The sequence below is a fragment of the Methylocystis heyeri genome (assembly GCF_004802635.2).
GTDB classification, from domain to species: domain Bacteria; phylum Pseudomonadota; class Alphaproteobacteria; order Rhizobiales; family Beijerinckiaceae; genus Methylocystis; species Methylocystis heyeri.
Genome location: NZ_CP046052.1, coordinates 1,642,954 through 1,660,722 on the forward strand (window position 1 = coordinate 1,642,954; position 17,769 = coordinate 1,660,722).

Genomic DNA, 17,769 nt, shown 5'->3' on the forward strand with positions numbered 1-17,769 from the left:
CAATACGGAGAATTACCACAATGAACAGGATATTCCGCCGCCCCTTGTCTGCGTCATTGAAAGGCGCGCTCATCGCCGCCGCCCTCGGCGGGGGAATTGCGCAGGCGCAACCCGCCCTTTACGAGCGAGAGATGCCGGCGCCCATGATGGAACATGCGCCGCCGCCGCCGCATGTCGGCGCCCATTGGGTTCCGGGCCATTGGATTTGGCGCGGTTCGGACTGGTTCTGGGCCTCGGGCCATTATGTGGAAACCGTCGTTCCGCCCATGCCGGCCGTGGTGGTCGAAGCCCCTCCTCCGCGCCCTTCGCCCGAGCATGTCTGGGTTCGCGGACATTGGGGCTGGGACAACGACCGCTGGAACTGGAACCGCGGCGCCTGGTTCCACCACTAGCGCGCATGTTTTCCGACCGGGCGGGATCGTCCGGTCCATAAAAAAACGGCGCGGCTCATTGCCGCGCTCACGCAGGCCCTTTGGGCGGAACTTCCTCGACGCGCTCGCGTTTCGGCTTCATGGACGCAATCGTTCAAGCCTCGGACGCCGCCGAAAAGGCGCAGGGACTTCCCGTCAATTCCCATGACGAATGGTCTCCTCTCGAAGAAGTGATCGTGGGGCGCCTGGAAGGCGCAGTCATCCCTTCCAGCCATCCTGTCGTGTCCTGCAATATTCCGGGGCTTGCGGCGCGGGCGCAGGCGCTCGCCGCCGGCTTTCCCTACCCTCAAATTCTGGTCGCGCCGGCGCAGCGGGAGCTCGACGGCTTTATCTCCTTGCTGCAATCGCTGGGCGTGACGGTCCGCCGCCCTGATGTCTTCGATTTTAAGCGGCGCTTCGGCGCGCCCGGCTGGTCTTCGAGAGGCTTTTGCAACGCCTGCCCGCGAGATTGCATGCTGGTCATCGGCGACGAAATCATCGAGACGCCGATGGCCTGGCCCTGCCGCTATTTTGAAACTCATTCCTACCGCACGCTCTTGAAGGATTATTTCCGCCGCGGGGCGCGCTGGACCGCAGCGCCGCGACCCCAACTCCTCGACCAATCGTTCGATCCCGACTTCCGCATTCCGCAGCCCGGCGAACCGGTCTCCTACATATTGACGGAATTCGAACCCCTCTTCGACTCGGCGGATTTCTTCCGCTGCGGGCGGGATATTTTCGTCATCCGCAGCAATGTCACCAACGCATTCGGCATAGACTGGCTGCGGCGCCATCTCGGCGAGAGCTATCGCATTCATGAAATCGAGAGCCGTTGCCGCACGCCCATGCATATCGACACCACGGTCCTGCCGCTCGGCCCCGGCAGGTTCCTCGTCAACCCGGAATATGTCGACGTCGAGCGGCTGCCGCCGATCATGAAGAAATGGGAGATTTTGGTCGCGCCGGAGCCGGATCCGATCGAGGGTCGCCTTCTCGAGCTGACTTCCCTGTGCGGCAAATGGCTCAACATGAATGTGCTGATGATCAACGAGAAGCGCGTCATCGTCGATCCGCATCACAAGGCCACGATGAAGGCGATGAAGGATTGGGGATTGGAGCCAATCCCGTGCCCCTTCCTGCATTATGCGGCCTTCGGCGGCTCGTTTCACTGCGCCACCCTGGACACGAGACGGCGCGGCGGGCTCGCGAGCTGGTTCTCGTGAGTATAAATTAAAATAATTCATAATGCCTTTTCGCCCCTACAGCTCAATCCTCTAAATGGTAGGTTGATTCGGACCCATGGGGCGGTTTAGCAAGATGAAAAATAATTCACTTGCCGCATATTTTTACCTTTGACAGAACTATACGACCGTTTGATTTGGAGGTCTGTTTATGAAACGCACGATCAATGCTCGGACGACGATGTATTTTTCGATAGCGTCCCTGCTCGGCGGTCTGGCTCCCACGCCGTCGCAAGCTGCTGACTCACGCCTCGATTTCTATGTCGCCAACAAAAATCCATACGATATAGTGATCGGATGCAGTGGGCCCTGGATGCGGAGCACATCGGCTACTGGAACTATTGTTCCAGCAGGCGCTACGCGCACGCACTTCTACACAGCGGACGTAAATGTATTTTCGCCATTTGGCGATTGGGAATGCTATGCGAAAAGGCGGGGCGCAAACAAAGAATATTGCTCGAATCTTGGAGTAACGGACGGCGTAGTAAATTCGGAGACCGTCCTATTTCAACCCATGGAGCCGCCGAAGGGGAGGCCCTGGAAAATCCAAGTAACGCTGAATGTCGGAGAGGCGCCTGCAAAGTCATGGTGCGCAAGCGCTGCGCCGTTTCCGAGAGTTACGATTTCTGCAGAAACTGGCGGCGAAGGACCAATGGCTGCGCGTCATGCGTCTGCGGCCGCGGCCGCCCCTCTTCACCTCAACGCCGTCCGGAGCAGCCAAACCTCGCCCCTCCTGAAGAGCCACGATATCTGGCAGTTCGCCGGCGTCGCCAATGAGACCGTCGCGGTAACGCTCGAGCGCGACGGCGCCAAAGGCAGCCAGGGCGACTCGGCGCGGCTCGACATCCGGCGGGGCGGATCGCTCATAGGCAGCGTGGCGGGCTCCCTGCCGCTCACGCTGAGCGGCAAATTGCCCCAGACCGGCGATTACCAGATCGAGATTATCTCTCACCAGGAGGGCGGCAAGGCGCCTTTCAAGGGCTTCTATAATTTGAGCGTCGCGCCGTCTTCCGATCGAACGGTCGCAATCGAGCTTCTCTCCAATTCGTCTCACTGACCTCTCGGGCGCGGCGATAGACATCGCCGCGCCGCATCGCGCGCCGGAGCTCCCGCGGGCGTCGTTTCGTCACAGCGCCGCGGCGCTCGGCGTCTGCGACTTGGAGGCGGTTCATTCCGATGCTATTCGAAGGAGTTGTTGGACCAAGTCTTAGGGCCCAGACTCATAACCAATAGCTGACAGTGGCAGCGAGGCAAACGGCGGCGAGGAAATTGACGGCGTTTCTGTCGTAGCGCGTCGCCACGCGTCTAAAATCCTTTAAACGGCAGAACATGCGCTCGATGGCGTTGCGGTTTCGATAGAGGAGCGGCGAAAAGCAGTTCTTCCATTTGCGGTTGGCCTTGGGCGGAATATTCGGCAGTGCGCCGCCGTCCTCGATCCTACGGCGGATGGCGTTGCTGTCGTATCCCTTGTCGCCGTGGAGGACTTCGCAAGGCGGAAGATGGGCAAGAAGTTCCGCGCCCGCTGTGCAATCGGCGACGTTTCCGGCTGTGAGCATGAAAGCTATGGGTCGACATTGCGCGTCGGTCAGCGCGTGGATTTTCGTTGTGCGTCCACCGCGCGAGCGGCCGATGGCCTGATTTTTCTCCCCCCTTTGCCGCCGCTGGCCGAGCGATGCGCTTTCACCGCCGAGGAGTCGATGAGAACTTCCGTCGGCGGCCCGCCGGCTTGAGCGAGTGCATGGAACAAGTCGACCCAGACGCCCTTGGCGGCCCAACGGACATAGCGATTATAAAGTGTCTTTTTGGGCCCGTATTCCGGCGGTGCGTCGACCCAGCGCCCGCCGGATTTGAGCACTTGGACGATGCCGCTGATGACCCTGCGGTCGTCGACCCGCGCCTTGCCGCGCGTGTCAGTGGGAAGATGTGGCGCAATCTTCGAAAACTGCGCATCTGTCAGCCAGAATTGATCGCGAATCATCGGCGCTTCCTTTCGGAAGCCCTGAATCACAACCCGCTCTTTACGCCAAGCACTTTATGGGTCTGGACCCTAGGGCAAGTTTCAAATTAGGGGGATGAATGCGTAAAACAGCGATATTCTGCGCTCTCGCTCTGACCGTCGGAGTCGCGGCCTGCGCCGGCCTGGGCGCTCAACAAACCCAGGATCAACTGGCCGCCGCGCAATTCGCCCGCAAACAGGCGGACACGCCCGCTAAACTCGCCAAGCTCAAGGCGTTGCCGCAGAACAAGGTGACCCTCGTCGTCAAAAACGGCAAGAACTACTATATTTACGCCGACGCCGCTCAGTGCCAGTGCCTCTACATCGGCAAAGAGGCTAATTACCAACAATATCAGCAAATTCGCATCGCCCAGAACATCGCCGACGAACAGCAGGCGGCGGCGGCCATGAACCAGGAGGCCGCGATGGATTGGGACTCATGGGGGCCATGGGGACCCGGCTTCTTTTACTGACGCCAGATCCGCATCGCGTGCGTTTTCGACAGGGCGGCCTCTTTCCGCCCTGTTTCTTTTTTTGCGCGGACCAGGCGATCTCTCCCGGCGGCGGCTTTGGCGGACGAGGTTTGACCGCGCATCCCCAGAGCCCTACAAACGCGCGAACCCCAAAAGAAATCCCGCGCGGCCTGCCCATGTCCCACAACAGTTTCGGCCATCTCTTCCGCGTCACGACCTTCGGCGAAAGCCATGGCCCCGCCCTCGGCGCCGTAATCGACGGCTGCCCGCCGCGCATCGAGCTGACGGCAGCGGAAATTCAGGTCTATCTCGACAAGCGGAAGCCCGGCCAGTCGCGCTTCACCACGCAAAGGCGTGAGCCGGACGAAGTGAAGATTCTTTCCGGCGTCTTCGAGGACCGCTCCGGCCGGCAGGTCACGACCGGAACCCCGATTGCGCTGATGATCGAGAACACCGACCAGCGCTCCAAGGACTACGGCGAAATCGCCCAGAAATACCGGCCCGGCCACGCCGATTACGTCTATGACGCCAAATATGGCGTCAGGGACTACCGCGGCGGCGGCCGCTCGTCCGCGCGCGAGACCGCCGCCCGCGTCGCGGCCGGAGCCGTGGCGCGCAAGATTATTCCCGGCGTGACGATCCGGGGCGCATTGGTGCAGATCGGCCCCCACAGAATCGATCGTTCGCGGTTCGATTGGGCCGAGGTGGAGAACAATCCTTTCTTCTGCCCCGACAAGGAGACCGCCGCGCGCTGGGCCGATTATCTCGACGATATCCGCAAGGCGGGCTCCTCCATCGGCGCGATCATAGAAATCGAGGCGACGGGCGTCCCGGTCGGCTGGGGCGCGCCGATCTACGGCAAGCTCGATTCGGAGCTCGCCGCCGCGCTCATGTCGATCAATGCGGTGAAGGGCGTGGAAATCGGGGCCGGCTTCGCCGCGGCGGAGCTTACCGGCGAGGCCAACGCCGACGAAATGCGCGCAGGGCCCGACGGCGCTCCCTTGTTTCTGTCCAACAACGCGGGAGGCATGCTCGGCGGCATTTCCACCGGGCAACCGATCGTGGCGCGTTTTGCGGTGAAGCCGACTTCCTCGATCCTGACTCCGCGCCGCTCGATCGACAGCAAAGGCCAGGACGCCGATGTCGTCACCAAAGGCCGCCACGATCCCTGCGTCGGCATCAGGGGGGTCCCGGTGGGCGAGGCCATGATGGCCTGCGTGCTCGCCGACCAGTTCCTGCGCCACCGCGCCCAGATCGGCTGATGATAAGGCCCACCCGTCGCGAAGCGCTTGCGCTGGCGGCGGCTCCTTTTTGCTCCGCTTTCGCCGCGCGGCCAGCGACCCTCCTGGTTCTGCCTCCGCCGGAGCCCGCCCATGATCCCGGGCCGGGCCGGCCGGATCGACCCGAACGCCTCGAAGCCGTGAAGCGCGTGCTTGCACAAGAGCCCTTTGCGGCTGCGGCCCGCGCGGAAGCGCGGCCGGCATCGAAGGAGGCGCTGCTGCGCGTGCATGAAGCCGCTTATGTCGCACGCCTCGAGGCCGCTTCGCCCACGAGCGGATACGCCCAGATCGCCCCGGATATGGCGATGTCCCCCGGCTCCCTGCAGGCGGCGCTGACGGCGGCCGGAGGCGGCGTCTTCGCGGTCGAACAGGTCATGCGCAAAGAGGCGCGCAACGCCTTCGTCGCGACGCGCCCGCCCGGGCACCACGCCCTGCCACAGACGGCCATGGGCTTTTGTTTTTTCAACAACGCCGCGATCGCCGCGCACCACGCCTTGACCGCCCGCGGCGCAGAGCGCGTGGGAATCGTCGATTTCGACGTCCATCACGGCAATGGCGTTCAGCAGATTTTCTGGAGCGAGCAAAACGTGCTGTATTGCTCCAGTCACCAGACCCCACTTTACCCCGGCACGGGCGCGTTAGGCGAGACGGGAGCCTTCGACAATATCGTCAATGCGCCGCTCTCCAAGGGAGACGGCGGCGCGGCTTTTCGGGAGGCTTGGGCATCGCGGATTCTGCCGCGCCTGAGCGCGTTCAGCCCCGATCTCATAATCATCTGCGCGGGCTTCGACGCCCATCTGCACGATCCGCTCGGCGGCCTGCGGCTCGTCGAGGCGGATTTCTATGAGGTGACGCTGCGAATCATGGAAATCGCCGCACGGCGCTGCGGCGGGCGGGTGGTCTCCCTGCTCGAAGGCGGCTACCGGCCCGATGATCTCGCCGCCTCGGTCGCGGCTCATGTCGGCGCTCTGCTGGAGGCGTAAAAGAACTGGGGAATCGGGCGAAGGGCGCTTACCCTCCCCTCGATGGGCTACCGCATGCACACATCTCTCCCGGAAGCCGTCATGGCCGGGCTTCAGGGGAATCTGATGAAGGGAAAAAGAACCATTGAACGTGGGGCTCCTCATCCCTCCCCCTTGCAGGGAGGGCGGAGCGCGCAGCGCGACGGGTGATATTCAAAACCCCGTCACCCTCGCCCTTCGAGACGCCCGCTACGCGGGCTCCCCAGGGCGAGGGAATTGGTTTTCCTGCTTTAATCGACCAGCTTGGGCGCAGCGGGGCGCGGAGCTTCGTTGTCCTGCATGATGCCGAGACGGCGGGCGACCTCGGTATAGGCTTCCACGAGCCCGCCCATGTCGCGGCGGAAACGGTCCTTGTCGAGCTTGTCGTTGGACTTGATGTCCCACAAGCGGCAGGAATCCGGGGAAATCTCGTCGGCGACGACGATGCGCATCATCTCGCCTTCCCACAGCCGGCCGCATTCCATCTTGAAATCGACCAGCCTGATGCCGACGCCGAGGAACAAGCCGGTGAGGAAGTCGTTGACGCGAATGGCCAGGGCCATGATGTCGTCGATTTCCTGGGGGCTCGCCCAGCCGAAGGCGGTGATGTGCTCCTCCGAGACCATCGGGTCGTCGAGGGCGTCGTTCTTGTAATAGAACTCGATGATGGAGCGCGGCAGCTGCGTGCCTTCCTCCAGGCCGAGGCGCTTCGAGAGCGAGCCGGCCGCCACATTGCGGACAACCACTTCCAGCGGAATGATCTCGACCTCGCGGATGAGCTGCTCGCGCATGTTGAGCCGGCGTATGAAATGCGTCGGCACGCCGATGGCGTTCAGATTCTGGAACACATATTCCGAAATCCGGTTGTTGAGCACGCCCTTCCCGTCGATCACCTCGTGTTTCTTGGCGTTGAAGGCCGTGGCGTCGTCCTTGAAGTGCTGGATGAGGGTCCCGGGCTCGGGCCCTTCGTAGAGCACTTTGGCCTTGCCCTCATAAATGCGGCGGCGGCGGTTCATTGGGATCAACCGAGGCTTGAGAAAATCCATGGGTGGGACCCGTGGCTCCTTAGTTTAGCGCTCCAGCGCCGGCCGTCTCGTTCGGGGGCATAGGCCTGCGAACTCGCGCTTTCCGCGGAGCGGCGTTCTTTGAATAGCCGCGGGTGGCGCGGTGGTAGCGTGTTCCCGCGCCTGTGACAACCCTTTGGAGAACCTTAGCGCAAAGCGCCGCGCTGCACAACGCGCACTGTTTATGGGCAGAAGCGCCTTCGCCATTGGATTTTGCGGCGGATCAACGTATATCCCCCGCGGAGGCGCCGCCGGCTGACGACAGCGCCGCGCTGATTTCTTGCAATAGCCGAGGACGGAATTATGAGCACCTTCGATAAGCGCGAGGATACGTTCGAAAAGAGTTTCGTCCATGAGGAAGAGCTTCACTTCCGCGCCGAAGCGCGCCGCAACAAGCTGGTGGGCCTCTGGGCGGCGGAAAAGCTCGGGAAAAGCGGGGCCGACGCCGAAAGCTACGCCGATCAGCTCGTGGCGGCGGAGACCGCGGCCAACGCCGTGGAGATCGTCGTCGCCCGCCTGCTCAAGGACTTCGCCGACGCCGGCGTCGAACAGTCGGAGCACCAGATTCGCCGCACCATGGACGAGATGCTGACCAAGGCTTTGGCCGAGATCAAATCCGGCGAGTAAAACCCGGCCGGGTCGCCTCGGCGAGGCTTTGTTTACCCCCGAGGCGCAATCCTGGCCCCATGCGCGAATCACGCACCACCAGCCTGCGGTCGGCGAAGCCTTTCCCCGGCGGCGAGGCTTTCCCGGCGAGCCCGGAGATCGGCGAGCAGGCCCGACTCTGGCTCGCATGGCTCGGGGGCGAGCGCCGCTCGTCCCCCCTCACGCTCGACGCCTACGCCCGCGACGTTCGCTTTTTCCTGGCCTTCCTGACCGAACATCTCGGCGCTCCGCCCGATCCGGCGGCCCTGAAGGCGCTCGAGCCCGCCGACGTCAGGTCGTTCCTGGCCAAGCGCCGGAACGAGGGGATCGAGAGCAGATCGCTGCTGCGCGCCCTGGCGGCCATCCGCTCCTTTCTGCGCTTTCTCGAAAAAAAAGGGCTGGCCAAGACCGACCTGTTCGGCGCGGTAAGAGCGCCCAAGCGCCCGCATAGCCTGCCCAAAGCGCTCACGGTCGACGACGCCCGCGACCTGGTCGATCCGGGGACGAGAGCCGGCGAAGCGCGCGAGCCCTGGATTTTGGCGCGCGACGCGGCTGCGCTCGCCCTGCTCTACGGCGCCGGATTGCGCATCTCGGAAGCGCTCTCGATCGAACATGCGCGCGCCCCCATCGGGGCCGTCGACCGCGTGACCATCACCGGCAAGGGCGGCAAAACCCGCACCGTGCCGGTTATCGAGCCCGTGCGGCGCTTGATCGAGGACTATATCGACCTCTGCCCCTACGCCCTTGCCGGAGGCCCGCTCTTTGTGGGCGCCAAGGGAGGCCCGCTCTCGCCGCGCATCGTCCAGCTCGCGACGCAGCGCATGCGCGGCGCGCTGGGCCTGCCCGACAGCGCCACGCCTCACGCCCTGCGCCACTCCTTTGCCACGCATCTGTTGGGGCGCGGCGGAGATCTGCGCACGATTCAGGAACTGCTCGGCCACGCTTCGCTTTCGACCACGCAAATATACACTGCGGTCGACAAGCAGCGCCTGCTCGACGCCTACAGACTGTCCCATCCGCGCGCGGACTGAGGAAGCCTCATGCTTTTTGGAGGCTTCGCAGGGCTTCCACCCACAGGGCGTTTGCGCGCGCGGTGAAGTGAAGCCCGTCATCGGTCATCTCAGGCCTGCGCACCCCGCCGACCGAAAGACGAGGGTTGAGGTCGAGCGCGACGACGCCCTTCTCGCGGCAGATCGCGCCGATCAATTCGTTGGCCCGGTCTATGCGCCGGCTGTAGGCGCTGTCAGCGACATGGGGCATCAGCGTAAACACGACTTTGTCCCTTGGGCCCATGAGCGTCAGCAGCGCCACGAAATCCCGGGCGATCCGCTCGGGCGAGGCCCCGTGGCTCAGCAGATCATTGAGGCCGCCGTCGACGATGACGACGCCCGCCTCGACTCCGCTGGCCCGACCAAGCTGCCCTGCGATCTCCGGCAATGTGGCCCCGCCCCTGGCCAGCGAGACAACGCCGAAGGGTCTGGATGCGAGCGGCCGGAAGTCGCAGCAGGCGGCGAGACTGTCGCCGGCGACGATCGCTTGCGGAGCCAACCAGGGGAGCTTGCGGGCGAGAGCAAGGCGCAGGCCGCAGCGCGCGTCTGCGTCCGCGAGCGCGATGGCGATCAATGCCGCCGCGAGAACAAGGACAACGCAAAAAGCGGCGAAGAGCAGAGCCGTCACGCCCCGCCGCCCCGCCGCGCCATCGCGCGGATCAGCTTGAGCCTGCGCAGAAATTGGGATCGGCCCGCCCCGAGGGCTTCTGCGAGCATCGCCTTCGCCGCGAGCCGAAGCTCATGGAGACGGGCCCGCACCGGCGCCACGAGATCATGCGCCCAGGCGCGAATGCGCAGAACGAGATGATAAAAGCTGGCGAACCAGCTCATCTGCAGAAGCTTGTCGCGGCACAGGTCGAACAGGAAAGCCGTGACGCCGAGCCCCAGAGCCTTCGCCGCGAAGATCACGCAAAGCCCATAAGCGAAATGGCCCTGGGCCATTTGGGCTACCGCATAGATTTTCAGCGGCAGGATCGTCAGCACCGGGATGATGAAGACCGTCAGCGTCGCCCATGGCGACAAATCCCTGATGAGGCTGGCGATCCGTTCCTCGATCCGCTTGACGCCGAGAGCTTCCGCCAAAAGGCGCAGCCAGACCTTCACATGGTCCCAGAGCCAGCTCTCGAGCAGGAAGAGCACCGCGAGCGTGAACCAGAACGCACGAGCAATGCGACGTAAGATCAAATCCATCATGCGCTCCCGAGCAAGTGCCGCAGGCGTCGCTTATAGCGCCGGACCGCGGAAACATCGAGGGCGCCGGCCGGAACGCCATGCAACCCCTTTTCGGGGCGCACGTTAACTCCATGCGTTCTATTTTACGGATGCGGGCGCTTGCATAGCCCGCAAACTGATTTAAATGGATGTAATCTAACAAGGAATCGAAATGGAAGAGTTTCTCTCGAATGGCGTCGCGATTTCCTATCTGGATTTCAAGCCGCTTGTTGCGGATAAGGATGAGCCGATCGTACTGGTCCACGGGTTTGCGTCCACCCATGCCGTGAACTGGCTTTTCACCCAGTGGGTGAAAACCTTGACGGAAGACGGTCGCCGGGTCGTGCTGTTCGACAATCGAGGGCACGGCCGCTCGCAGAAGCTTTACGATCCCGCAGCTTACGGGCTTGACGCGATGGCCGGCGATCTCGATGGCCTGATGGACCATCTGAAGATCGAGCGCGCGGATATCATGGGATATTCGCTCGGCGCCCGCATCGCGACGGTGTTCGCTCTGGAGCGTCCCGAACGGGTGCGTTCGCTCACGCTCGGCGGCGTAGGCTTGAGCCTCATCGCGCCCAACACGCTTCCCGAAGGGCTGGCGGAAGCGATGGAGATCGAGCGGATCGAGGACATCGAGGATCCGGGGCTGAAGATTTTCCGAGGCTTCGCGGAGTCGACCCGCAGCGATCTCAAGGCTCTCGCCGCCTGTGCGCGGGGCGCCGCGGGACAAGGCATCGATCCCGCCGCACTCGCCCACATCGAGGCGCCGGTGCTGGTCTGTGTCGGCACGCGCGACGACGTGGCCGGCGATCCCCATCCGCTGGCGAAATTGTTCAGGGACGTTCGGATCGTCGACATTCCGGGCCGTGATCATAACCGCGCCGTGGGCGACCGCATCTACAAGCAGGCGGTGCTGGACTTTCTGGCGCAACGCCCCTAGCCTCCGGGCCGCAGGCCCGGGCTGTATTGCGCCCGCATCAGGGCCGAGGAGGCATATGGCCGTCGCATCCGACCCGACATCCGATCCGCTGTTCTTGCGCTTACGCTCCGAAGCGGAGGAGGCGTTGGCGCGCGAACCCGATCTCGGAGGGTTGATCTACAGCGCCATCCTGGCTCAGGACAGTCTCGAGAACGCGATTGCGCATCGCATCGCGCAGCGTCTCGACAGGCCTGAGGCGCCCTATTCGAACATTCGCTATGCTTTCTCGGAACATCTCGCGCGCGACCCGGCGATCGGCGCGGCGATGCGCAGCGATCTGCTCGCGGTTCTCGATCGCGACCCCGCCTGCAACCGACTGCTGGAGCCGGTCCTCTATTTCAAGGGCTTTCACGCCATCCAGACTCACCGGCTGGCGCACGCCCTGTGGCGCACCGGGCGCAGCGACTTCGCGCTTTGCCTGCAATCATTGTCCGCGCAGGTGTTCCAAACCGACATACATCCCGCCGCCCGCGTCGGCCGGGGCTTTTTCCTCGACCATGCGACCGGCGTCGTCATAGGCGCGACAGCGGTCATCGAGGACGACGTCTCCATGCTGCACGGCGTCACCCTCGGAGGCAGCGGGAAGAGCGGCGGAGACCGCCATCCCAAGGTCAGGCGCGGCGTGCTCATCGGTGCGGGCGCGCAGATATTCGGCAATATCGAGATCGGCGCGGGCGCTCTAGTCGCGGCGGGATCAGTGGTGCTGGACGATGTGCCGGCCCATATGACGGTCGCCGGCGTCCCGGCGCGGATCGTGGGAGACGTCGCCGTGGCCGAGCCCTCGCGGGCCATGGACCAGGTCCACGACGTCATCGACGCAGGGATCTAGAACTCACTGTCATTCGCGTTTTCGCCGAAGAGGCGGGCGATTTCCTTGCGCAGTTCCGGCAGCAGTTCCTCCTCGAACCAGGGATGCCGCTTCAGCCAGCCAGTATTGCGCCAGGAAGGATGAGGCAGGGGAAAGACCCGCGGCCGCGACGAGGCGTATTCCCGCCAGCGCGCCACGGTTTCGCCGACGCTCCCGCCCCTGGCCAACCCCAGGCGATCGAAGTGATAATCCTGGGCGTAGCGGCCGATGGCGAGTATGGTTTCAATGCCGGGCGTCTCCTCGAACAGGGCGTCGTGCCATTGCAGGCGGCACTCGCGGCGCGGCGGCAAATCCCCACCACCGCGATCATGCCCGGGAAAACAGAAGCTCATCGCCGCGATTGCGATTTTGGATTCGTCGTAGAACAACGCCCGATCGACGCCCATCCACTCGCGCAGGCGATCGCCCGAGCGATCGTTGAAAGGCACGCCGGTCAGATGCACGCGCACGCCGGGAGCCTGACCGGCGATCAGCAGCCTGGCGCTGCGCGAAACCCGTAAGACCGGATTGGGCTCCTGCGGCAAGGGCCGGCGCGCGGGCTGCGTGGCGCAAAGGCGACAAGCGCGAATGCGTTCAAGCAGTTTTTCGAGCGATAAGTCGGGCTGGGGCATGGTTTTCTCGAAAACTCTTACTAATTTGTGAGCTAGGCGTTAACCTTTCCAGCTCATTATGAGCCTGTTCGGTCCGGCTCCTGCCCTGGGTAACGATTTCTTCATGAAGGGGCTGCCGCGCCCCGGGGACTGGAAACGCTGGACGCTTTCGAGTTTGCGTGCGTAGACATGAGTGAAGTCACTGCGGAAATGATTGAACGCGGCCGGGGCGTCGATCCCGAAATCGCGGCTGAACGACGCAAACGCGGCTCCAAGGTGCAGAGCGCGCGCGAACGCCTCACGAGTTCCGACACTGGACATCGCGGCTGCGACCTCGCCCTGTTGCGCTCCTATTGCGCCGCCAGGGAAAGCGCCATCCTGCCGGCCGCGAGCCTCATCCTCATGGTCGCGGCGACCAGCTTCTACTGGATCAAGACCAACACCGCGCTGGTGTGGGCGGTGCTGGCCCTTTCGACGCTCATGCTGTGCTACGGCTCCGCGAAGAACATGAAGAGCTATGACGATGAGCGCGTAACGGTCAAGAAATGGAGCAGCAGGTTCATCGCCGCCGAATTCGTCCACAGCCTCGCCTGGGCCGGGCTGGTCGGCGTCATGTACGGCGTTCCTGATCCCAACGCCAAAATTTTCCTCATCGTCATGCTGCTGCTGTCGACCGCGTTCAACATCGTGGTCTCGGCCACCATCCCGCTCGCCGTCTACGCCACCGTCATTCCCATGACCGCAGCCATGCTGACGACGCTGGGATTCCGCTCCTTTCAGGACAGCTCCACTGCGGTGCTCGCGCTCGTCGGCGCGGCCCTGATGTTTTTTTTCGTGCTGGCGAAGCGCCTGCATCAGATCTCATTCGAAAGCGTCTTCTACCGGGCGGAGAAGACCGAGCTCATCGCCGAGTTGGAACAGGCCAAGGCCAACTCCGACGAGGCGCGCCGGCGCGCCGAAGAAGCCAATCTCGCCAAATCGCGCTTCCTCGCGACCATGAGCCACGAGCTGCGCACGCCGCTCAACGCGATCCTCGGTTTTTCGGAGGTGCTGAAGAGCGAGCTGTACGGCCAGCACGCCAATCCGGCCTATCGCGAATATTCCAGCGACATCCACGCCAGCGGACAGCATCTCCTGATGCTGATCAATGAAATCCTGGACCTCTCCAGGGTCGAGGCGGGGCGCTACGAGCTCAAGGAAGAAAGCGTCTCGCTCGGCGGCGTGGCCCAGGAGTGCCGGCATCTGCTGAACATTCGCGCGGCCAAGCGCGAGATCAGAATGGTCGAGATGATCGAGCCCAACCTGCCCCGAATCTGGGCGGACGAGCGGGCGATCCGCCAGGTCGTCATCAACCTGCTCACCAATGCGATCAAATTCACGCCGCAAGGCGGTCAAGTGACCATTAAGGTTGGCTGGACGAGCGCAGGCGGACAGTATATCGCGATAAAGGACACCGGGCCCGGCATTCCCGAAAGCGAGATCAACGTCGTCATGTCCTCGTTCGGGCGCGGCGCGCTCGCGCAGAAGAACGCCGACGAAGGCTCGGGATTGGGTCTGCCGATCGTAAAGGGGCTGATCGAACTCCACGGCGGCCATTTCATGCTGAAGTCCAAGGTGCGTGAGGGTACCGACGCCATCGTCATTCTGCCGCCGCAGCGCGTGATGAACGCACTTCCTCGCCACGAGACGAGGGACCGTCCCAAATCCGCGCCGCGTTTCGCGACTGCCTAGAGCAAAATCCGAAAAAGTTGATAGACTTTTCGATAAGATTTTGCTCCAGCTTTTTGAATCTGGAGCGATTTCTTATCGACCAGACGATTCCGTCCGGTCGGAAAGCGCTCTAACGGCGCCGAAAGGCGTGTGAAATGAACAGCGAAACAACGCCGACCAACGCAAAGGGCGACGCCGCCCTGGTGCTCTTCTCCGGCGGGCAGGATTCGACCACCTGCCTCGCTTATGCGCTGAAACGCTTCGGCCGCGTCGAAACCATCGGCTTCGACTACGGCCAGCGCCATGCGGTGGAACTGGATCGCCGCGAAGTCTTGCGCTCCGGGCTCGCCGCAATGTCGCCCTTGTGGCGCGAGCGACTCGGCGCCGATCATGTCGTTTCGCTTCCAGCGCTGGGAGAGATTTCCCAGACCGCGCTGACGCGCGAGACCGAAATCGCCTTCAACGAAACCGGCCTGCCCAACACCTTCGTCCCCGGGCGCAACATCGTCTTTCTGACCTTCGCCGCCGCCCTCGCCTACCGGCGCGGCGTTTCCCATCTCGTCGGCGGCATGTGCGAGACCGATTATTCCGGCTATCCCGATTGCCGCGACGCGACCATCCGCGCGACCGAGAACGCTCTATCGCTCGGCATGGATCGGGAATTCGCCATTCACACCCCGCTGATGTGGATCGACAAGGCCGACACATGGCGGCTCGCCGAGAAACTCGGGGGCGAGGCGCTGGTGCGACTCATCATCGAAGAGACCCACACCTGCTATCTCGGCGAGCGGGGCCGACGATTCGATTGGGGCTATGGCTGCGGCGAATGCCCCGCATGCCGCCTGAGGGCGGCGGGGTGGGAAAAATACGCGAGAGAGAAGGCCGCGAGCCCTGGACTCCGCCCTTGATGCGCTTAGAGCAAAATCCGAAAAAGCTGATAGACTTTTTCGATAAGATTTTGCTCCAGCTTATTGAATCTGAAGCGATTTCTTATCGACCAGACGATTCCGTCCGGTCGGAAGGCGCTTAACGCCGAAGCGGGCGCTGAAATTGCCCGCCGACGCCGTTTCCAAGCCGCCCTCCGGGGCCTTTTTGCCTTGATCCGGGCGGCGTTTTAGGGCATAGGCTCCTCACACGAGGCGCTGGGCGTTCATCCCGGCCGAAGAAAATTTGCCGAGGAACGAAAATGAAAGTCCGCAACTCCCTCAAGTCCCTGCTTGGCCGCCATCGCGCCAACCAGCTCGTGCGCCGCAAGGGCCGCGTCTACATCATCAACAAGGTGCAGAAGCGCTACAAGGCCCGCCAGGGCTAAATCCGGGACCATATCCCGTTCTGCCAGGCCGCGCGGCTCACGCCCGCGGCCTTGCTGTTTTTTAAGCGCTTGCGGCTCGACGGGCTCACGCCCCCATCAGCGCCTCGACATGGGCGGCGACCGAGGCGCCGAGCGCTTCGAGATCATATCCGCCCTCCAGCAGCGATACGATTCGCCCGCCGCAGCGCCGGTCCGCGAGATCCAGCAGGCGCTTGGTGGCCTCGGAATAATCCCTCTCCTTCAGCCGCAGCCCGCCGAGGGGGTCGCGTTCATGCGCGTCGAAGCCCGCCGAAATCAGTATCAGATCGGGTCTGAACTCATTCATGCGCGGCAGGATCGCATCGGCCAGCGCCTCGTGGAAAACCTCGCCGCCGGAACCCGCGAAAAGCGGGGCGTTGACGATATTGCCGAACTCGCCTTTTTCCAGCGTCCCGCCGGAGCCGGGATAATAAGGCGCCTGATGGGTGGAGCAGTACAGGACATTCCTCTCGGCCCAGAAAATCTCCTGCGTGCCATTGCCGTGATGCACGTCGAAATCGACGATGGCTATGCGCTCGGCGCTGTGGACGGCCATGGCGTGGCGCGCGGCGATAGCGACGTTGTTGAGGAAGCAAAAGCCCATCGCGGTTGAGATCCCCGCGTGATGGCCCGGCGGCCGGACCGCGACGAAGGCGGTGTCGGCGCTATGCGACATCACCGCATCGACGGCCGCGACGGCCGCTCCCGCCGCAAATTGCGCCGCCTCCAGCGTCTTGGGGTTCATCGCGGTGTCGGAGTCGAGCGCAACCAGCCCCTCGCGCGGGGAAGCCTCCTCCAGCGCGCGGAGATAGCTTTGAGGATGCACGCGCCGCAGTTGCTCGCTTTCGGCGATCGGGGCAATGGTTCTTTCAAGCCTGTCGAACTTATCCTTGGCCAGGGCGGTCTCGATCGCGGTCAGCCGAGCGGGTTGCTCCGGATGCCCCGGTCCCATTTCGTGCTCCAGGGAGCTAGGATGGGTGACGAGCAAAGTGCGCAAGTTTCAACGCTCCGGGGTGGAATGCGGCCTGGCTCGCGCCGTTCCAGGCGGAGCGCGATCGAAGCGTTCGAGAGACATGGAGTTTTCCGCCTTTGACTGAGCCTTTGCACGACGTGAGAGTGTGGCGCCGGGGACACATAACAGTAAAATTGCGGTTCTCATAATCTATGGCCACAAGTTTATGGTAATCAGACGACTAATCATCTTTTTTGCGGCGGAAGGGAGAATTTTGATGCGCGTTGGGTCATATGCGGTCGCCACACTGGCCTTCGCCTTCCTAGCCGGCTGTAACGGCGTTCACCTGCCAGATCCCAAGGTGAGCGGCCGCGACGCCGAGTTTCTGGCTCTGGCTCCCAAGGCGGAAATCCCCTCGGAATTCGATCGCTATCAGGTCGATTACAAGACCAGCGAGCCGGTGGGTTCGGTCATCGTCGATTCGCGCAACCACTTCCTCTATTTCATCCAGCCCGGCGGCAAGGCCATCCGCTATGGCGTCGCGACCGGCAAGGACGCGATGGGATGGAGCGGTCGCGCCACGGTCGGCGCAATGCAGGAGTGGCCGCGCTGGATGCCGCCCAAGGACATGCTCGAGCGCTGGCCGCATCTGCAGCCGACCGCCGACGCCGGCGGGCTGCCAGGCGGCCCGGACAATCCGCTGGGCTCGCGCGCGCTCTATCTTTTCCAGGGCGGCAAGGATTCGATGTATCGCATTCACGGCACCAATGAGCCGGACAAGATCGGCCAGGGCGTGTCGTCGGGCTGCATCCGCATGCGCGACATCGACGCCATCGACCTCTACAACCGCGTCAAGGTCGGCACGCCGGTGGTGGTGATCTGATCACAACGCCAGCGTTGTTTTGAAAAAAGCCCGGCGCCAGCTTGATGCTCGCCGGGCTTTTTGATTCGTTTTGGTTCTCGCGT

20 protein-coding genes are annotated in these 17,769 nt (G+C 63.2%); 14 read left to right on the top strand and 6 right to left on the bottom strand.

All coding sequences use genetic code 11. The features are described from left to right. The first annotated feature begins 20 nt into the window (after positions 1-20). From H2LOC_RS07355 to H2LOC_RS07365, 3 genes are all read left to right on the top strand, one after another. Positions 21-392 (top strand): YXWGXW repeat-containing protein, encoded by a 372-nt coding sequence (locus tag H2LOC_RS07355; protein ID WP_136495809.1) that lies wholly within the window; start codon positions 21-23, stop codon positions 390-392. Between the two features lie 119 nt (positions 393-511). Then, positions 512-1,633 carry an amidinotransferase gene (locus H2LOC_RS07360; protein WP_136495810.1) on the top strand — a complete coding sequence of 374 codons (1,122 nt, stop codon included), beginning with the start codon at positions 512-514 and terminating at the stop codon, positions 1,631-1,633. A gap of 670 nt (positions 1,634-2,303) precedes the next feature. Further along, the gene (locus H2LOC_RS07365) at positions 2,304-2,708 is read left to right on the top strand and encodes a hypothetical protein (protein WP_136495811.1); all 405 of its coding nucleotides are present in this window, start codon (positions 2,304-2,306) and stop codon (positions 2,706-2,708) included. A 163-nt stretch (positions 2,709-2,871) separates the two neighbouring features. On the opposite strand, the gene H2LOC_RS07370 is transcribed toward H2LOC_RS07365, so the two are convergent. Then, a protein-coding gene (locus H2LOC_RS07370) for an IS5 family transposase (RefSeq protein ID WP_425487302.1) occupies positions 2,872-3,629 on the bottom strand; the annotation gives its coding sequence in 2 pieces (ribosomal slippage) (positions 2,872-3,284 and positions 3,284-3,629; 759 coding nt in all). A gap of 98 nt (positions 3,630-3,727) precedes the next feature. Between H2LOC_RS07370 and H2LOC_RS07375 the strand changes: the two genes are divergently transcribed. From H2LOC_RS07375 to H2LOC_RS07385, 3 genes are all read left to right on the top strand, one after another. Then, entirely contained in the window at positions 3,728-4,120 is a 393-nt protein-coding gene (locus H2LOC_RS07375) for a hypothetical protein (RefSeq protein WP_246207058.1), read from the top strand. A gap of 176 nt (positions 4,121-4,296) precedes the next feature. Continuing rightward, the gene (gene aroC / locus H2LOC_RS07380) at positions 4,297-5,382 is read left to right on the top strand and encodes a chorismate synthase (protein WP_136495812.1); all 1,086 of its coding nucleotides are present in this window, start codon (positions 4,297-4,299) and stop codon (positions 5,380-5,382) included. Next, positions 5,382-6,383, top strand: coding sequence for a histone deacetylase family protein (locus H2LOC_RS07385; protein WP_136495813.1), 1,002 nt, complete (start codon positions 5,382-5,384; stop codon positions 6,381-6,383). Before aroC ends, H2LOC_RS07385 begins: the two co-directional genes overlap by 1 nt. A 269-nt stretch (positions 6,384-6,652) precedes the next feature. Here the strand turns inward: H2LOC_RS07385 and purC are convergent, their stop codons facing one another. Further along, positions 6,653-7,447, bottom strand: a complete 795-nt coding sequence (gene purC, locus H2LOC_RS07390) for a phosphoribosylaminoimidazolesuccinocarboxamide synthase (protein ID WP_136495814.1) — start codon at positions 7,445-7,447, stop codon at positions 6,653-6,655. Between the two features lie 321 nt (positions 7,448-7,768). On the opposite strand from purC, the gene H2LOC_RS07395 reads away from it, so the two are divergent. Continuing rightward, complete coding sequence (locus H2LOC_RS07395; protein WP_136495815.1) at positions 7,769-8,092, top strand: DUF1476 domain-containing protein; 324 nt, start codon at positions 7,769-7,771, stop codon at positions 8,090-8,092. 59 nt (positions 8,093-8,151) lie between these two features. After that, complete coding sequence (locus H2LOC_RS07400; RefSeq protein ID WP_136495816.1) at positions 8,152-9,141, top strand: tyrosine recombinase XerC; 990 nt, start codon at positions 8,152-8,154, stop codon at positions 9,139-9,141. A gap of 7 nt (positions 9,142-9,148) precedes the next feature. Here H2LOC_RS07400 and H2LOC_RS07405 read toward each other — a convergent pair whose 3' ends face one another. Continuing rightward, on the bottom strand, positions 9,149-9,787 hold the full coding sequence (locus tag H2LOC_RS07405; protein WP_162009718.1) for an SGNH/GDSL hydrolase family protein: 639 nt from the start codon (positions 9,785-9,787) through the stop codon (positions 9,149-9,151). Further along, the gene (locus H2LOC_RS07410; RefSeq protein WP_246207059.1) at positions 9,784-10,353 is read right to left on the bottom strand and encodes a hypothetical protein; all 570 of its coding nucleotides are present in this window, start codon (positions 10,351-10,353) and stop codon (positions 9,784-9,786) included. Before H2LOC_RS07410 ends, H2LOC_RS07405 begins: the two co-directional genes overlap by 4 nt. 190 nt (positions 10,354-10,543) lie before the next feature. Here H2LOC_RS07410 and H2LOC_RS07415 point away from each other — a divergent pair, with 190 nt between their 5' ends. Together H2LOC_RS07415 and cysE are read left to right on the top strand one after the other, a co-directional pair. Continuing rightward, positions 10,544-11,314, top strand: coding sequence for an alpha/beta fold hydrolase (locus H2LOC_RS07415; protein WP_136495818.1), 771 nt, complete (start codon positions 10,544-10,546; stop codon positions 11,312-11,314). Positions 11,315-11,369: 55 nt separating this feature from the next. Further along, positions 11,370-12,182, top strand: a complete 813-nt coding sequence (gene cysE / locus H2LOC_RS07420; protein WP_136495819.1) for a serine O-acetyltransferase — start codon at positions 11,370-11,372, stop codon at positions 12,180-12,182. Here cysE and H2LOC_RS07425 read toward each other — a convergent pair. Next, positions 12,179-12,832 (bottom strand): uracil-DNA glycosylase family protein, encoded by a 654-nt coding sequence (locus H2LOC_RS07425; protein ID WP_136495820.1) that lies wholly within the window; start codon positions 12,830-12,832, stop codon positions 12,179-12,181. The two genes, cysE and H2LOC_RS07425, sit on opposite strands and share 4 nt — an antisense overlap. 168 nt (positions 12,833-13,000) lie before the next feature. Here H2LOC_RS07425 and H2LOC_RS07430 point away from each other — a divergent pair, with 168 nt between their 5' ends. The 3 genes from H2LOC_RS07430 to ykgO all read left to right on the top strand — a co-directional run bounded on the left by H2LOC_RS07430 (position 13,001) and on the right by ykgO (position 15,833). Next, entirely contained in the window at positions 13,001-14,542 is a 1,542-nt protein-coding gene (locus tag H2LOC_RS07430) for a sensor histidine kinase (protein WP_154331592.1), read from the top strand. A gap of 134 nt (positions 14,543-14,676) precedes the next feature. After that, positions 14,677-15,429 (top strand): 7-cyano-7-deazaguanine synthase QueC, encoded by a 753-nt coding sequence (queC, locus tag H2LOC_RS07435; protein ID WP_136495821.1) that lies wholly within the window; start codon positions 14,677-14,679, stop codon positions 15,427-15,429. 278 nt (positions 15,430-15,707) lie between these two features. Next, positions 15,708-15,833 carry a type B 50S ribosomal protein L36 gene (ykgO, locus tag H2LOC_RS07440; protein ID WP_136495822.1) on the top strand — a complete coding sequence of 42 codons (126 nt, stop codon included), beginning with the start codon at positions 15,708-15,710 and terminating at the stop codon, positions 15,831-15,833. Positions 15,834-15,918: 85 nt separating this feature from the next. Here the strand turns inward: ykgO and H2LOC_RS07445 are convergent, their stop codons facing one another. Beyond that, complete coding sequence (locus H2LOC_RS07445; RefSeq protein ID WP_154331593.1) at positions 15,919-16,848, bottom strand: histone deacetylase family protein; 930 nt, start codon at positions 16,846-16,848, stop codon at positions 15,919-15,921. 232 nt (positions 16,849-17,080) lie between these two features. On the opposite strand from H2LOC_RS07445, the gene H2LOC_RS07450 reads away from it, so the two are divergent. Beyond that, on the top strand, positions 17,081-17,686 hold the full coding sequence (locus H2LOC_RS07450) for a L,D-transpeptidase (RefSeq protein ID WP_136495823.1): 606 nt from the start codon (positions 17,081-17,083) through the stop codon (positions 17,684-17,686). Positions 17,687-17,769 lie beyond the last annotated feature (83 nt).

What these genes read in the sequence shown, in the direction of transcription:
- H2LOC_RS07360 (WP_136495810.1), top strand. Translation starts at nt 512, where the DNA reads ATGGACGCAATCGTTCAAGCCTCGGACGCCGCCGAAAAGGCGCAGGGA.
- ykgO (WP_136495822.1), top strand. Translation starts at nt 15,708, where the DNA reads ATGAAAGTCCGCAACTCCCTCAAGTCCCTGCTTGGCCGCCATCGCGCC.
- H2LOC_RS07410 (WP_246207059.1), bottom strand. Translation starts at nt 10,353, where the DNA reads ATGATGGATTTGATCTTACGTCGCATTGCTCGTGCGTTCTGGTTCACG.
- H2LOC_RS07355 (WP_136495809.1), top strand. Translation starts at nt 21, where the DNA reads ATGAACAGGATATTCCGCCGCCCCTTGTCTGCGTCATTGAAAGGCGCG.
- purC (WP_136495814.1), bottom strand. Translation starts at nt 7,447, where the DNA reads ATGGATTTTCTCAAGCCTCGGTTGATCCCAATGAACCGCCGCCGCCGC.
- H2LOC_RS07385 (WP_136495813.1), top strand. Translation starts at nt 5,382, where the DNA reads ATGATAAGGCCCACCCGTCGCGAAGCGCTTGCGCTGGCGGCGGCTCCT.
- H2LOC_RS07395 (WP_136495815.1), top strand. Translation starts at nt 7,769, where the DNA reads ATGAGCACCTTCGATAAGCGCGAGGATACGTTCGAAAAGAGTTTCGTC.
- H2LOC_RS07450 (WP_136495823.1), top strand. Translation starts at nt 17,081, where the DNA reads ATGCGCGTTGGGTCATATGCGGTCGCCACACTGGCCTTCGCCTTCCTA.
- H2LOC_RS07375 (WP_246207058.1), top strand. Translation starts at nt 3,728, where the DNA reads ATGCGTAAAACAGCGATATTCTGCGCTCTCGCTCTGACCGTCGGAGTC.
- queC (WP_136495821.1), top strand. Translation starts at nt 14,677, where the DNA reads ATGAACAGCGAAACAACGCCGACCAACGCAAAGGGCGACGCCGCCCTG.
- H2LOC_RS07365 (WP_136495811.1), top strand. Translation starts at nt 2,304, where the DNA reads ATGGCTGCGCGTCATGCGTCTGCGGCCGCGGCCGCCCCTCTTCACCTC.
- H2LOC_RS07430 (WP_154331592.1), top strand. Translation starts at nt 13,001, where the DNA reads ATGAGTGAAGTCACTGCGGAAATGATTGAACGCGGCCGGGGCGTCGAT.
- H2LOC_RS07400 (WP_136495816.1), top strand. Translation starts at nt 8,152, where the DNA reads ATGCGCGAATCACGCACCACCAGCCTGCGGTCGGCGAAGCCTTTCCCC.
- cysE (WP_136495819.1), top strand. Translation starts at nt 11,370, where the DNA reads ATGGCCGTCGCATCCGACCCGACATCCGATCCGCTGTTCTTGCGCTTA.
- H2LOC_RS07425 (WP_136495820.1), bottom strand. Translation starts at nt 12,832, where the DNA reads ATGCCCCAGCCCGACTTATCGCTCGAAAAACTGCTTGAACGCATTCGC.
- aroC (WP_136495812.1), top strand. Translation starts at nt 4,297, where the DNA reads ATGTCCCACAACAGTTTCGGCCATCTCTTCCGCGTCACGACCTTCGGC.
- H2LOC_RS07415 (WP_136495818.1), top strand. Translation starts at nt 10,544, where the DNA reads ATGGAAGAGTTTCTCTCGAATGGCGTCGCGATTTCCTATCTGGATTTC.